This window comes from Dactylosporangium salmoneum (assembly GCF_039532525.1).
Classification (GTDB): Bacteria; Actinomycetota; Actinomycetes; order Mycobacteriales; family Micromonosporaceae; genus Dactylosporangium; species Dactylosporangium salmoneum.
Genome location: NZ_BAAARV010000046.1, coordinates 350,417 through 364,242, shown reverse-complemented (window position 1 = coordinate 364,242; position 13,826 = coordinate 350,417). Strand labels below are relative to the sequence as shown.

Here is a 13,826-nt window from a genome sequence, read left to right as displayed (position 1 = left end):
TGTCTCGTCGGCGCCCTCGGGCTGCCCGGCGCCTGGTTCCTGCTGCCCGACGGCATCTTCTACGCAACGCTGTTCGCCATCGGCACCTTCGCCGTGCGGGAGCGCACGCACGGTACTTCCGCGACGATCGAGCAGCCGGTGGCCAGCCCAGCGAGGTAATCCTTTTCGCCCCCAGGCGGTCGCACCCTGTTCGCGCCGACATCGAAAGGCCCGCCCTCCTCGCTGGCGTTGAAATGAGGGATTCGCGCTACGCGTCTGCCTACCTGAGCCTGCGTGTTACCCGGTAGTCGAGCGGGATCAGCCAGGCGGTGTGGCAAGGCAGGCCGGCGAGGAGCCACCACGCCGCGACCGGTCGGTGTCGGTCCAGGATCGCACGATCCAGTACGGGCGGAACGTGAGCAACCCGGCCACCCCCACCCGCCTCGCCATCGTCACGGACCACATGCCTGGGCGAATTCGGTGGCGTTCAGCCTGGACGGCAAGACCATGGCCACCGCCATCGGCGACGTCATCATCTGGCGGCTTACTGCCACCTGCCACGCGGGAACGGCCTCGCCGTCCCACGCACGAGGGACCGTTGTCGCTCGTGCGCCGGACAACGGACGCAGCACCGTGGACGACACAGCCGACCGAAGGAAGGCCGGCATCGACGAAGGGAAGACCATGACCACCATCTCCGCCGAACCCACGACCGCGTCTGCGGCGACCGTCCGTCCGTCCAGCGCCTGGCCGCTACGCGACATGGCCGCCGGGGTCCTCGGCGGCGTTGCCTATGACCCGCTCATCGAGGAGCGGGTTATGCGCCGCCCGCACCGGCGCGGCGAGGGCCTGGACACGCTGTCGGAGCGAGAGCGGGAGATCCTGGCGCTGATGGCCGAGGGACTGTCCAACGCGGCCGTCTCCGAGCAGCTGCACCTCGCCGAGCGCACCGTCGAGGCCCACATCCGCAGCATCTTCCTCAAACTCGGCCTGCCCGCCCAGCCGGATGTGAACCGCCGCGTCCTGGCCGTGATCACGCTGCTGCGGTCCTGAGCTAAGTCGAGTAGCCGGGAGGGGCCTCACCTCCCGGCTCTCATAGATCTGGGCGTGGCAGTCTCCCGTCACCCAGCTCTTGTCATCCTGTCTGCCAGGAGGTGCGGACCCATGCCCGGTGGGCGAAGAGTTTCGGGTACTGGCCCCGCATCACGCACCATGAGGCGCAAATATGGACGGAAGCTGCGTCCTAACCGGGGCTCGAATGCGTCGGGTCCTACCCCGACGCTGATCACAGTCAGCCCTGCCGTCGACCGCGTTTACGACGGACCGATCTTCCCCGAGGCACACCTCATCAGCATCTGCCGCTGTCATGACAAGACCCCACGGCTGTTGTCGGCCTCCCGACGTATCCACGGATTACGTGCTAACACCGATGTCCCGGCATCGGTGGGTTTCTACCTTGGGCGCAATCCCCGACCGAGGAGCACAGGATGTCGGACCCGTCGTCACCGCAGTCCCCTCAGCAGCCGCAACCGTCGGCGACGGTCGGCGACGCTTCGCCGGTTACGGCACGCAGGAACCGGCGTCGACTCACCGTCATGCGGCTAATTCGCCGGGAACGGCCGTCACCTTATCTTGCTGCCATGATTCGGATGCTTGAGATCATCGCATTCCGGACTATCCTGCTCGTGGCCCTCGGCGTGTCGGTCGTGATCGGGCTGGTGGCATGGTTCGCGACCAACGGCTTGGAGGGAACCAGCCGACCGGCAGGGCTGGTCATGGCGATCGGCGTACCCGGCGTGGGGGTTCTGCTCGCGCTGCTGCTGACGCTACTGATTGTAAAGCCGTGGTACTACACTCGCGACATTGCCGACATGCTGGCCGGCAAGGCGTGGGCGCACTGGCGCTACGACGAGGCCGAATGGCGCGCCGGCAACCGGGTCGAGGGGCGCCGCAACCGCGGGAATCAATACACTGCCGGCGTGTTCGTCCTGCTGCTGGGGGCGACCATGCTTCTCTGCGGCCTCGGCCTGGACGACCCGCAGGCCCGTAACGAGATGATGCTTGCCGGGGCCGCGAGCGTGGGCGTGGCTGTCGTGATCCTCCTGGTCATCCTGTCGATGAATGCGCATACCCGTGCCCGCCGAAGTCCGGCCGGCGACGTGTACATCAGCCCGCTAGGCATCTACCGCAGGCCGGGCGGATACACGATCCTGCACGGCTACGGCACGCGGGTCCACAACATCGAACTCGTCGACGGCCCGCCCGCGGTCGTGCAATTCGACGTGCGGGTCCAGCAGCGCGGGCTGACGGATGGCCCGCTCGTGCACCGCTACACGATCCAGCGAGAACAGGCGACGGACGTTCTGGTGCCGGCCGGATGCGAGGACGAAGCCCGGACGCTGCTCGAGCGCTTCCGCGACGAGATCCTCTAGTTGGCCGTCCCCCGCGATTCCCCTGCAAATCAGGACACCGGTCCCATGCGGCCGGGACGGTGGGAGCGCGAGTATTACCGCCGCCAAATACCTCAGTTTGAGAGTGGGACCACAAGGACCTTGTGAATTCGGTGGCGTTCAGCCCGGACGGCAAGACCATGGCCACCGCCAGCCGGGACAAGACGGTCACGGTGTGGCGACTGTCTGCCGCCTAACCTCGTTCACGCCGTCCACCAGGCACGGCACGTCTTGGGCGCCCTTCTTGGGCTCTGTTGCATTCGCTGTTCTGCATGATCGAGGCAGGCTTGAGCAGTGAAGTCTCCAAGCCGCAGACCGTCGTTGCCGCCGCAGTCAGCGTTCGCCGGGTTCCGGTTCCCGCCGGGCGTGATCGTGGTCGCGATCCGGCTGTACCTGCGCTACGGCCTGCCCTACCGCGACGTCGAGGAACTGCTGCTCGAGCGCGGTGCCGAAGTCGACCACGTCACGATCTTCCGGTGAGTGCAACGATTCACGCCGCTGCTTGCTGACGCGGCCCGGGTCCGGGCTCCGAGTCGCCACAGCGTTCACCGAGCTCGCCACCGCCATCTGAGCCAGCCACGGGAACAGCGCCTTGTTGACCGCACCGGCACTGGCCTTCTTCGCGTCGGTGCCGTCGTCGGCCTCTTCGGGGCGACCGGTAGGCCGTAGGTTGCGGCGCGGACTGGCTCGAAAAGCAGGTTCGAAATTCTGGCGCCGTCCGTGCCCGCCACCCGACAATGCTGCGATGGACTTCGAGCCCGCATCGGTCGTGCTGTACCGCAACCGCCGGTTCATGGCCGTGCTCGTCGGGTTTTCGGTAGCCCTTGACGGCGCGCCGGTGGGCCGGATCCGCTCCGGCCAGAGCCTCCACCTGGAGGTCGTGCCCGGCGACCACGTGCTGCGGGTCCGCGGCTCGGCGGCGATCGCGTTCACCGCGATGCCAGGCTCGACGACGCGGCTTCGGGTGGAGCCGTTCGGCAGCCAGGAGCTGAGCCTGTGGAACGAGGCGTCGGGCGGCCCGCGTGTCCGGCCGCCACTGCCGATACGCAGGGCGTTGGTGACGATGACTCTGCTGAACGCATGCACACTGGTGACGTTTCTGGTGTGCTACTGGGCCGGGTTTAGTTGGCTCGTCAACTCGGGGACGTTTGCCCTCGTGCCGTCGATGGTGTTCGCCCGGTGGAGCGGTCGGCCGGTGGCCCGGGGGGCCTGGGCGGCGCTGACCGGGATCGTGGTCTTCGTGCCCTCCGCGGCCCTGGCCGCGGAGGGTTTCCTCCGGGTGCTGCCGGAGGCGCCGGCCAGGGTGTGCGGCTCGATTCTCGCGGCCTGGGCGGCGGCCGTCGTGTTCGCGGCCGTGACCGGTGGAGTGACGCTGTGCCGAGGCCCGGTGGGCCTGTCGGAGCGGGGCCGCTGAGTCGTTCGCTGTCGTCACACCTGGGACGGGATGGGTTGTGATAAGCCCCCTCCGCACGTGGCGGCGGAGGGGGCGAGGGACGCACAGCCGGAGCGTGGTGGCCGTCCGGGCTTGGCTGCCCTGCTGCGCTTACCGTCCCGGCCTTTGCCTGGCAAGGCCCGCCGGGGCGCTTCCCACGCTGAGCATCGCGCCAGCTGAGCCCCACGCGTCGTAGGAGGCCTGGGGGAACTCGCCGGTCTCGTCGGCGGCGGCCGCGACTGCTACTACGCCATGTCGGCGGAGGACTGCGATGCTGAGGGGAACCGTACGACAGGACCGGCGTCGCGGTCGCCGCTGTCGTCGCCGCTCCGGTCGGTGCCGGAGACCGTGGCGGCCAGCTGCGCCGGACGGTCGGTGAGGCGCGCTTCGAGTCCAGCGACGGCGGCATCGATTTCCGCGCGGATGCTGTTGAGGAGGGCCACGTGTTCGCGCCGGAGATCTCGGCGGGTGATGTCCTGCGCCTCCTCGGTCAGCGTGACCACGATCGCGCCGCCGGGAGCGAGCGTGGCTCTCTTCACTTCGTGTACATCGCTGGCGCCTTGGCGGCGCAGGGCCGCTGCGAGGTCGGAGTGGCGAATACCGATTCGGTGTAGTGCCTTGTGGTCGACCCTGCCGTCAGTGACGAGGATGGTATTCCTTCCTTCGAAAATCCGGGTCAGACGGGGACGCCGGTTGACCAGCCGCACCATTACGGCGTTGATCGCGATGAGGACGACCGCGCCGAGCAGACCGCCGGACAGGCTGTTGTCGTTGCCGATGATCGCGTTCTGCACAACGTTCGACAGCAGCAGCATCACTACCAGGTCGAAGCTGTTGAGCTGGGCGAGCTCACGCTTGCCGCCCACGCGCAGGAGCACCGCCAAGCCGCCGTAGACCAGCACGGTGCGTAGCACTTTCTCAAGTACCGGGATGTCCACGTGCCACATATCGGCCCACATCGCCCTGCTCTCCCATCTCTCGGAACTTCGGCTCCGGTGCCGCCTGGCATGCGACCCTACAGAAGAGATCTCGCGATCCAGTCAGTGCTGGGGTGCGGTCGAGCGACTCCCAACCGCTGTGCACGACGGGGCGGGCCTCAGCCGGCCAACCGGCTCCGGGCTCCGTGTCGCCGCGGCGTTCACTCCCCGTCCTGAAGGACGAAGCACCGGCCCGCATTCCGGTAGCATCACGGCTTCATGCGGGTAATCCCAGTGGACGAACGCGACGCGGCGGCCGCCGTCCTGCGAAGCTGGCGCAACGGCCGCCGATACCTTGGTGCGTACGGCCTGGGCGCTGCGCTCGTCCTGTGCGCGATCGGCGTGAAGGTGCGCTTGCCGAGAATGTCATCCGGGCAGCTCAGGCGGCATGTTCGTATTCGTGGAGGATGCTGCCGAGGTGATCGCGTCTTCGTATGTTGAGGCGGGCGATCTGCTCCGGATCGGCGATGCGGGCAAGGTGTGTAGCGGGCGGGCGTTCGCGATGCCCTGGTGGGGCCGGTGTTCGTTGGAGAAGCGTTCGTACTCGTGCAGGGCGTGTAGCCGGTGTCGCTGGTTCCAGATCAGTGTCCGGTCCGGCAACTCACGGCGGCAGGTCTGTACCCACCGCTCCATGATCGCGTTCATGCGTGGCATCCGGATCCCGCTGAGCACGACCTCGACACCCGCATCCTGGAGGACGGTGTCGACCAAACGCAGGGAACTTGCTGTCCCGGTCGCGGATCAGGTACTTGGCCCGGCAACCGACGTCTTCGAGGTCCGTGACGAGGTCCGCGGCCGGCCGGGGCGCTTGGGCCGGGACCGGGCCGCGTGGCGGCGTGCGAGCAGGTCCCGGTGCCACCGCAGGACGGTGTCCGGGCGCACCAGCAGCCGCAACCGACGCAGGACGTTGCGCGGGAGCTGGTGCAGCAGCGCCGCCAGAAAAGGCCCGATCGCTCGGGTCGAACCGGGGCCTGTCGTTGCCGAGTTGTCGCCCCAACACGGTGATCTGATGGCGCAGCGCCAGGATTTCCACGTCCTTGTCCCGATCGCTCACCGGCAGCAGGCGCAGCAAGGCGAACGCGTTCGTCACGGCCAGGTAGGCCAGTCCCAGCAGCACGATCGGTCATCATCGCGCGGCGATGCCCGCCGCGCGAGAGGCCGGCTCGAGCGAACCGCTGCCGACATTCAGGTCCTCCCATGCGCCGGTTCCGACCAGGGCGGATGAGGTTTTCGGCAAGGACGCGGCTCACTGCCCTGCTCGACCACGCCGAACTCGCCGCGGATGCCGCCGCCAACCCGTCACTGGACTGGAAATCGGTCAGCGAGGCACTGCGATAGACCGCGATCGCACCATCCGCCCATACCGCTGTCGATGGGTGTCTGGCTGGGTTACAGGGTTCCGGATTCTGGCCAGTGGGACCAATGTGTGTTGGGCGGTATGTCCGGTGCGTACCGTTTCACGTCTCCGGTGGTGAGCACGTCGGCGAGTTGGCTGAAGGTCGTTGACTCGCTGGGGAGCTCGCCGTCGGGGTGATGCCATTGGTCCAGCCGTATGATCTTGGGTAGGTCGGCCGGGATTCGCCGTCGGAGTTCCGACTCCTCGGCCAGGAGCAGTTCTCGGTGGTCTGGGATGAGCCGGCGAAGCACGTCGATCAGTTCCTCGCCATGTTCGGCGGGTACGTCGAGCCGGTGGCCTCGGATTACGATCGAGGTTCCGCAGTACGTCTCGGGCTGGTCGTCGTCTTCGATCTCGTCCCAGTTGTCGATCCGGTCGAGGAAGTCCGCGTTCTCGAAGCCCGGTTCGCCGCTGGTCAGGCAGTTGCCGAAGATGTGGAGGATGTCGGTGAGGTTGCCGGCCCGGGGTGAGTAGCCAACCGTCTCGACGATGAGCGCCCACCGCCGCGCGTCGCGGTATGCGTGGAGCCGGGCGTCGACAGCGTAGTAGTAGCCGTTGTTCAGGTCCGGAAACACGTACTGTTCGGCAGCGGTGTCGAGCTGGCTGAGGATCTCAACGGAGTCCATGGCCGTGCAGCCTAACTGCGTACGCTCCGCCACGGGTTACCCGCGCACATCTGCCGCAGTTGGTGCGTGGCGACCGGTCTCGGCTTGCTCTCTTGAGGTCCGTGGTTCGGCGAGGCCGAGGCCGCCGATCACGGCGCCGCGTACATCACTGGCTGCCCGTCTGACGCGCCGAATCTGTTGCTGCCCGCCTGACCTGTACCCGCCACGGCTTGGCGGTCCATTCCCGCGCCAGCGTGGGCAGCCAACACTTCTTCGTCGAACCCGCCGGCAGTCCTTCTTCGACGAGCTATGTCGGTTCGGCCGGCTCTGTACGGGCGCGCTCGCCTCGTGCCACGCAACGGCGAAATTGGAGCACGGTGAGCATCACAGTGTCGGATAGTCATGCGAAGACGACGAGGTCAGGCAACATTGCGTGGATCTGACCGGTGGCGTCGTCGAGGCTGAGGCCGTCGAACACCAACACGAGCACGAGGTCGTCGGCGATCCAGACGCACGCGGTCGCCGGGTAGGCGTCGCTACCGGCCGGGGAGCAGGCGGCGACGCCGCCGATGATGCCCGGATCCGCCGGCACCTGGGTAGTCGCGGGGACGTGGTTCAACCCCTGGGCGATGCCCATGGCCAGGCTGGCGGCCTGGTTGTACTCCCGGCCGTTGCCGTACTCGGCGCTGTTGCCACCACCGACGAGAGCGCTGTGCCCGGCCTCGTCGCGATAGACGGCGCCGAACGTCTCGGTCAGCCCCTTGTTGGCCAGGCTTTTGGCCAGCATGTCGGCCTGGCCGGCGTCGGCCGTTTTGTGCCAAGCGCCGACGGTTTCCGACGCGGCGAACCGCAGGTGCTTCGGGCCCGCGGCGGCCGACGCACTCGGCGTAGCCCGCCCGTCGGCCGGGGCGGAGGCATGCCGAATGGCGACGTACACAGCCGTCGCCGCACCGGCGAGGAGTACTAGGCCGAGCGCCGATCCGACGATGGCGACGATCAGCGCGGGTCGTCGCCTCGGCGGCGGCGCAACCGGCGGTAGGAAGGCGGCTGGAGGTGCGGGGCGCCCTGGGTCGCCCGCGTACGTCGGGAGCGGCTGGTCTGGCGCCGGCGATGGGAAGAGATCGGTCATGCAGCACTCCTCTTGGCCGGCTCCCGCAGCGCGGCGAACCATACCGGGAAGCAGATTAAAAGCACGTGCGGCCAATATCAAGATCCGCGGCGGCTCCGGATCCCGACATCCGACATGAACGCGCACGATCATGACACCGTGCGATGCGCCGCGCAGCGAATAACAGCAGGAGGCCGACGCCCACTACAGCAGCTGCCTCGACGTGTGGGCCGCACCCGCCGCCAGTTGGCCTCCGAGCTGATCACGGAGGTCGTCCGTTGGAAGCCCTACGCTGCCTGAAACGTCGACTGTCCAATGTGGTCTATCGGCAGATGGCCCAAGACGCGCGCCGCATCAGGACGGGCCCGGGAGGGCAAGTGGGAGCGACTCTGCCATCCAGCGCGGCCGGCTCAATCCCGACAGCCGACACTTCGGAGAAGCCACTTCCCGGACCCGTCACCAGCAATCCTAGAACGTCGATCATCGCCGGCGATTGACACAGAGGGGTGCCAGATGAGTTCAGTCCTTGCGTCCGGTGACGGCCACGGTGACGCCGAGACCGATCAGGGTTAGCCCACCGACGCCGCCCACCAGGGAAAGTCGTCGTGGTGAGCGGGCGAACCAGTCCCGTGCGGTGGCCGCGACCAAACCCCAGATGCTGTCGGAGACGACAGCGATGGCGTTAAAGACCAGACCGAGCACCAACATTTGCACCGCAACGTGCCCCTGACCGCGGTCGACGAACTGCGGCAGCACAGCCAGGAAAAACACGATGGTCTTGGGATTCGACACACCGACCGTGAATCCCTCCCAGAAGGTGCGCAGGCCACCGTGCGCCGCCCTGGAGGCGGTGAAGGAAGCCTGCAGCGAATTACGCTCCCGCCACGCCTTGACGCCGAGATATATCAGGTAGGCGGCGCCCGCCAACTTGAGCACAGTGAATACGACGACCGAGCGTTCCACGATGGACCCGATCCCCAAGGCAACGGCCACGACGAGCAGGTATGCGCCGAGCGTGTTCCCTACCACCGTGGTCAGCGCGGCGCGGCGTCCCTGCGCCAGCGCCCGCCCGATCACGAACAGCACGCTGGGTCCAGGAATCAATATCAGCAAGAACGACATGGCGGCGAAAGCAAGCAAGCGGTCGGCAGACACCATGAAGATCATGAAATCACGGGATGGGCTCGCACTTCCAGCGCATTTCTCGACCAGTCTCACGACCTGAACAGGCGAGCGGGAAACCCTAGCCACGTATGCCTGGCTGACGTCTGCCAAGCTAGCCGCCCGAGGTCGCCTTCGACGTCCTCGGGCGGCGGGTAACCTATGCCGTCTTCAGCTGACCGGGCCGAGGGCATCGGGTGTACCTGATGTCCGGTGAGTCGGCCGAACATGGCAAGCCCAGGCCGGCAAATGTTTCGCTAGCGGCCGATCTTGTTCAGCTCGGCGTGGTCGTTGTCGGAGAGGGAGAGGCCCGCGCCCGCGATGTTCTCGCGCAGGTGTGTCGTGGACGAGGTGCCGGGGATCAGCAGGATGTTTGGCGAGCGCTGGAGCAGCCAGGCCAGGGCGATAGACATCGGTGTTGCCCCCAGCCGGGCGGCTACGTTCGAGAGCGCCGAGGACTGCAGCGGACTGAAGCCGCCGAGCGGGAAGAACGGCACATAGGCGATACCCTGGTCGGCGAGCGTGTCGATCAGCTCGTCGTCCTGGCGGTGCGCGAGGTTGTACATGTTCTGCACGCACACGATCGACGCGATCGTCTGCGCCTCAGCCACCTGTTCCGGCGTCGCGTTGCTCAGTCCGAGGTGCCGGATCAGGCCCTTCTGCTGGAGTTCGACGAGCGTCTCGAGCGCCTCGGCGACCGAACCGGGCTGGGGTCCCTCGGCATTGCCCAGCCGGAGGTTGACCAGGTCGAGCGCGTCGAGACTGAGGTTCTCGAGGTTCTCGTGCACAGACCGGCGCAGGCTTTCCGGGTCACGGGCCGGGGGCCAGCCGCCCTGCTGGTCGCGGTTCGCGCCGACCTTGGTCACGATGTGCAGCGATTCGGGGTACGGGTGCAGCGCCTCCCGGATCAGCTGGTTGGTGACATGCGGCCCGTAGGCGTCGGCGGTGTCGATGTGGGTGATGCCGAGCTCGACGGCCTCGCGGAGGACGGCGAGTGCGCCATCGTGGTCGGCCGGCGGTCCCATGGCCCAGGGGCCGGCGAGCTGCATGGCGCCGTAGCCGAACCGGGTAACGGTCAGGTCTCCCAGCGTCCAGGTGCCGCCGGGAAGGGAAGTGGAAGCCATGCTCATACCTCTGTCTTTCGTGTCGCGCTGAGCGGTTCTGTGCATCGCGGATGCCTGCTTCACTATCAGGGGGTAACTTTCTTGCGGGAAGTAGGCACCTAGAGGTTCGTAACGCACCCAGCGGTGGAAGGAGCGGTTGGATGGCAACGACGACAGCGGCGCAGAAGAGGGCACAGGCCAAGGTGGAGTATGACGCTTTCCTGGCGCAATGTCCCAGTCGCAAGCTGCTCGACCAAATCGCGGACAAGTGGGTCACGTTGGTTCTGGCCGCGCTACGCAGCGACGGCTCGCATCAGTTCGGCGCCGACTGTGCCGGTGAACCCCGGTCGATGCGGTACTCGGAGTTGTCACGCCTGCTGGCCGGCGTCAGCCAGAAGATGCTGACTCAGACGCTGCGCTCCCTGGAACGCGACGGTCTGATCACCCGCACTGTGGCGCCGACCGTGCCCGTCACGGTCACCTACGAGCTGACCAACCTCGGCCTCTCCCTGCACCAGATGATGCGCGGCTTGAAGGCCTGGGCCGAAATGCACATGGACGACGTGCTCGCCAACCGCGCGACGTACGACAACCACGTCGCCTGACCCCGGCAGACACGACGTCACCCCAGCCCTGCTGCCTCCATCGAGCGCGCTCAGGGTCTGTCAACGTAACGATGTAACTCGACTCGTTACTGGGCGAGTCCTTGAGCGCGCACGGTGCAGCCGCTGGCGGCGCCGGCGGTGGAGGCCCGGTTGCGAGGAAGGCAAGGCGCCCGTGGAACACACCACGGTGCGGATCTCGAGCGGCACCCGCACCCCGTCGCAGACCGCAACCGTCGCGTTGCCGAGAAGACCTCAGTGTGTTCGGTTCTGCCAGACCGGCTGCTGGGGCTCGTCGTTGTGCACGATGATGTCGGCGTGATCGGTCGGGCGGACCGTAGCGAAGTAGAGCTGTTGGGCGGGGATGTAACGCTCGCGCCAGCGCCGTTCGACCTGGGCCCGAGATGACACCTGGCGCTCTCGGATCACGGCGCGGTCCACGGTCTTCTCGAGTGCGGTCGACACGAGGATGCGCAGGTCCCACCGATCGATCAGTTCCGGGCGCATGAGGAAGACGCCGTCGAAGATCAGCACGGCGTCGGCGGGGGCGGTCGTGACCGGCGGGGACAGCGCGGTATCCGTCGTGTGGTCGTAGACCGCGCATTGGAAGCGTCGATCTCCGCCCGGGCCGAGCGGATCGAGCAGGACCCGGTTCAGCGCGTTGTAGTCGTGGGTGTCGAAGTAGCAGCCTTCGGCCGAGTACTCGCCGCGTGGATAGCGCTGTGCCCGGGGGAAGAGGAAATCGTCGATCGTCGCGCGGATGACGTCGCGGCCCTGTGTGCGCAAGACGGCGGCCAGTTCGTCGGCCAGGGTGGTCTTGCCTGCGGCGGGCGGTCCGTCGATGGCGACCCGCTTCGGGTGTACGGCTGCGACGGACTCGACTGTCTCAGCCAGGCGGCCGAGCAACTCGTCGCGGGTGCCTCGGTCCATGTCCTGGCCCGTCCTAGTCTCGCGAAGGCCGCCGTGTCGAGCCGATCCTATGCCCGCCAGCCTTTTCGCGCCCGCCACTTCCATTGCTCTGTTTACATGCTGTGGTCTTCCGGGAGCGCGGCGCCCTCAGCCCATTCGATTCGGTCCTTTCGGTCCTTCTTGTCTTGGTACGGTCCTCGAGCGGCGTCGATCGGCCGGCCTTGTTTGCCGCGCGCTGCGATGCCGGGATCAGCGCCGCGATCCAGCAGGTGCTGCAGGACGCGCAGGCCGGTGGCCTGCTGCTCGGGCGTATTCCCTCGTGAAGATCGTGCGCCGGCTCGAGGCGGCCGGCTCGATTCGACGATGTATCGGTGCGGAAACATTCGGCCGTGCCGCCCGAATTGACGGCAGTGGTCGGCCGGACTTCTGTGCAGCGTCCTATGCGGATGAGCCGTGCGCCGGCGGATGAGGGCGAAGACCGTCTTCGGTCCCATCGGGCGAGCGTGGCATTCGTCGCCGTCGTGGTAGTGGGACCGGGTTGCCGCAGTGGCGGCACCGGCGCCGACGAGTAGCAGCCACGACATTCGGCGTGCATGGCCGCGGTCCGGATCCGGGACCCGCCCGACTTCCAGTTCGATGAAGCCGCCTCTTGCTTGCGCCCCGCTGACCTGGTACGAATGCTCAACTCAGAACTTAGGTTCATGTATATGAACCGTCTCGTCGGCTGGAGGATCACATGGATGAGCGGCGCCCGATCCCGGGCTTGTTCTCTACCAGCACGTCGATCTCCCGTCGGAGCCTGCTGCGCGGCGCGCTCGCGGCGGGCCTGACCGTTCCCACGGCATCGCTGTACGCTGCGTGCGGCGGTGCGTCCACTCCGAAGACCAACGACACTCCCGGCACGCTGTCGATGACCGCCTGGGAGGCGTACCCGGATCAGATCCGCACCCTGCTGTCGTCCTTCAAAAACCAGTCCGGCGTGGGCGTGGATCTGTCCCTTATCCCGAACGTCGGCTACGGCCCCGCCCTGCAGACGCGGCTGCAGGGCGGCCAGGCGATCGACGCCTTCTACAACTTCGCCTACTCCTCGACCAAGTACGTCGACGCGGGCTGGGCTGGAACGCTCAACAAGTTCGCCGGCGTCGAGGACATGCTGGGCGACATGTTCCCCGCCTCGGCGGCCCGGCACCGGCTCGCGGACGGCCGGATCATCAGCGTCCCGTACTTCTCCGCGGTGCACAGCCTCATGTACAACCAGAGCCACCTGCAGAAACACGGCATCAGCGCACCTCCGACCACGAAGGAGGAGGTGTACGAGCAGTGCAAGAAGCTCAAGGCCGCCGGGGTGGCCAGCCCGTACGCGGGCTACTGGACCAAGCAGTTCCTGGAGGAGTACTTCCTCGTCTACCTGCTGGCCGACGGGATCACGCCGTTCGACGCCAAGGGGGCCCCGGTCTTCGCCGATGACGCCAAGACGCTCAGCGTCATGGAGTGGTGGAAGGCGATGTACCAGGAGGGACTGACGTCCAAGGAGGTGCTCACCGCCGACCCGGGCGCGCACGTCACCGCGATGGCACAGGGCAACTCCACGTTCTACACGCTGCACCACTACTTCCTGCAGATCATCCGCACGACGGAGGGTCCCGAGTCGAAGAACGTCACGATCTCGTACCGCCACCCCGGCATCACCGGCAAGACGCTGCAGATCGGTGAGGTCATCCAGATCGGGGCCACGGCCGGCGGCGCGCGGGCCGAGGACGCCTGGAAGCTGCTGAAGTTCTACGGCTGGAAGGACGAGGCCGGCAAGTACTCCACCTTCACGTCCTGGGCGAAGGCGGCGGCGCTGCTCGGCCCGTACCCGGGGCTGTTCAAGGACAAGGACTTCCTGGCCGCGTTCCCGGACTACTACGAGATGCCGAAGCTGGAGGACGCCTTCGCCAACCAGAGCGACGTGGTCCCGGCGCGGGTCGCCCCGTGGTACGCCTCGTTCCAGGTCAAGGTCGGCGACCGGCTCCAGGCGATGCTGCTCGGCCAGGCCGGCGTCAAGGACACCGTCGACGGGCTCGCCGCGGATGCCAAGAACCTCGCCGCCGCGGGCAGCTAA

The 13,826-nt window shown here is 67.1% G+C and carries 15 protein-coding genes and 1 pseudogene; 8 read left to right on the top strand and 8 right to left on the bottom strand.

Features of this window, described 5'->3' with window-relative positions; all coding sequences use genetic code 11:
- The first annotated feature begins 663 nt into the window (after window positions 1-663).
- The 5 genes and pseudogenes from ABD352_RS27680 (at window position 664) to ABD352_RS27665 (ending at window position 3,843) form a co-directional block, all read left to right on the top strand.
- Window positions 664-1,032: a response regulator transcription factor gene (locus ABD352_RS27680; protein WP_344615412.1), complete on the top strand. Its 369-nt coding sequence runs from the start codon at window positions 664-666 to the stop codon at window positions 1,030-1,032.
- A 596-nt stretch (window positions 1,033-1,628) separates the two neighbouring features.
- Window positions 1,629-2,411, top strand: a complete 783-nt coding sequence (locus ABD352_RS27675) for a hypothetical protein (RefSeq protein WP_344615411.1) — start codon at window positions 1,629-1,631, stop codon at window positions 2,409-2,411.
- A 122-nt stretch (window positions 2,412-2,533) separates the two neighbouring features.
- Complete coding sequence (locus ABD352_RS57715) at window positions 2,534-2,626, top strand: hypothetical protein (RefSeq protein ID WP_425553656.1); 93 nt, start codon at window positions 2,534-2,536, stop codon at window positions 2,624-2,626.
- 124 nt (window positions 2,627-2,750) lie between these two features.
- Window positions 2,751-2,906, top strand: a pseudogene (locus ABD352_RS27670) (IS6 family transposase); the annotation flags it as partial.
- 268 nt (window positions 2,907-3,174) lie between these two features.
- Entirely contained in the window at window positions 3,175-3,843 is a 669-nt protein-coding gene (locus ABD352_RS27665) for a hypothetical protein (protein ID WP_344615410.1), read from the top strand.
- A gap of 263 nt (window positions 3,844-4,106) precedes the next feature.
- Here ABD352_RS27665 and ABD352_RS27660 read toward each other — a convergent pair whose 3' ends face one another.
- The 7 genes from ABD352_RS27660 to ABD352_RS27630 form a co-directional block, all read right to left on the bottom strand.
- Window positions 4,107-4,799, bottom strand: coding sequence for a DUF421 domain-containing protein (locus ABD352_RS27660; protein ID WP_344615409.1), 693 nt, complete (start codon window positions 4,797-4,799; stop codon window positions 4,107-4,109).
- Between the two features lie 405 nt (window positions 4,800-5,204).
- Complete coding sequence (locus ABD352_RS27655; RefSeq protein WP_344615425.1) at window positions 5,205-5,471, bottom strand: hypothetical protein; 267 nt, start codon at window positions 5,469-5,471, stop codon at window positions 5,205-5,207.
- Entirely contained in the window at window positions 5,440-5,955 is a 516-nt protein-coding gene (locus tag ABD352_RS27650; protein ID WP_344615427.1) for a hypothetical protein, read from the bottom strand. The genes ABD352_RS27655 and ABD352_RS27650 overlap by 32 nt, the downstream gene beginning before the upstream one ends.
- Window positions 5,956-6,227: 272 nt before the next feature.
- Window positions 6,228-6,860 carry a DUF7003 family protein gene (locus ABD352_RS27645; protein ID WP_344615408.1) on the bottom strand — a complete coding sequence of 211 codons (633 nt, stop codon included), beginning with the start codon at window positions 6,858-6,860 and terminating at the stop codon, window positions 6,228-6,230.
- A gap of 379 nt (window positions 6,861-7,239) precedes the next feature.
- Window positions 7,240-8,100, bottom strand: coding sequence for a hypothetical protein (locus ABD352_RS27640; protein ID WP_344615407.1), 861 nt, complete (start codon window positions 8,098-8,100; stop codon window positions 7,240-7,242).
- Between the two features lie 366 nt (window positions 8,101-8,466).
- Entirely contained in the window at window positions 8,467-9,114 is a 648-nt protein-coding gene (locus tag ABD352_RS27635) for a LysE family translocator (protein ID WP_344615406.1), read from the bottom strand.
- A gap of 251 nt (window positions 9,115-9,365) precedes the next feature.
- On the bottom strand, window positions 9,366-10,232 hold the full coding sequence (locus tag ABD352_RS27630) for an aldo/keto reductase family oxidoreductase (RefSeq protein WP_344615405.1): 867 nt from the start codon (window positions 10,230-10,232) through the stop codon (window positions 9,366-9,368).
- Between the two features lie 140 nt (window positions 10,233-10,372).
- Between ABD352_RS27630 and ABD352_RS27625 the strand changes: the two genes are divergently transcribed.
- Window positions 10,373-10,816 (top strand): winged helix-turn-helix transcriptional regulator, encoded by a 444-nt coding sequence (locus ABD352_RS27625; RefSeq protein ID WP_344615404.1) that lies wholly within the window; start codon window positions 10,373-10,375, stop codon window positions 10,814-10,816.
- Between the two features lie 252 nt (window positions 10,817-11,068).
- On the opposite strand, the gene ABD352_RS27620 is transcribed toward ABD352_RS27625, so the two are convergent.
- Window positions 11,069-11,743: a cytidylate kinase family protein gene (locus ABD352_RS27620; protein ID WP_344615424.1), complete on the bottom strand. Its 675-nt coding sequence runs from the start codon at window positions 11,741-11,743 to the stop codon at window positions 11,069-11,071.
- A 101-nt stretch (window positions 11,744-11,844) separates the two neighbouring features.
- On the opposite strand from ABD352_RS27620, the gene ABD352_RS27615 reads away from it, so the two are divergent.
- Together ABD352_RS27615 and ABD352_RS27610 are read left to right on the top strand one after the other, a co-directional pair.
- Window positions 11,845-12,045 (top strand): hypothetical protein, encoded by a 201-nt coding sequence (locus tag ABD352_RS27615; protein ID WP_344615403.1) that lies wholly within the window; start codon window positions 11,845-11,847, stop codon window positions 12,043-12,045.
- A 413-nt stretch (window positions 12,046-12,458) separates the two neighbouring features.
- Window positions 12,459-13,826 (top strand): ABC transporter substrate-binding protein, encoded by a 1,368-nt coding sequence (locus tag ABD352_RS27610; RefSeq protein ID WP_344615402.1) that lies wholly within the window; start codon window positions 12,459-12,461, stop codon window positions 13,824-13,826.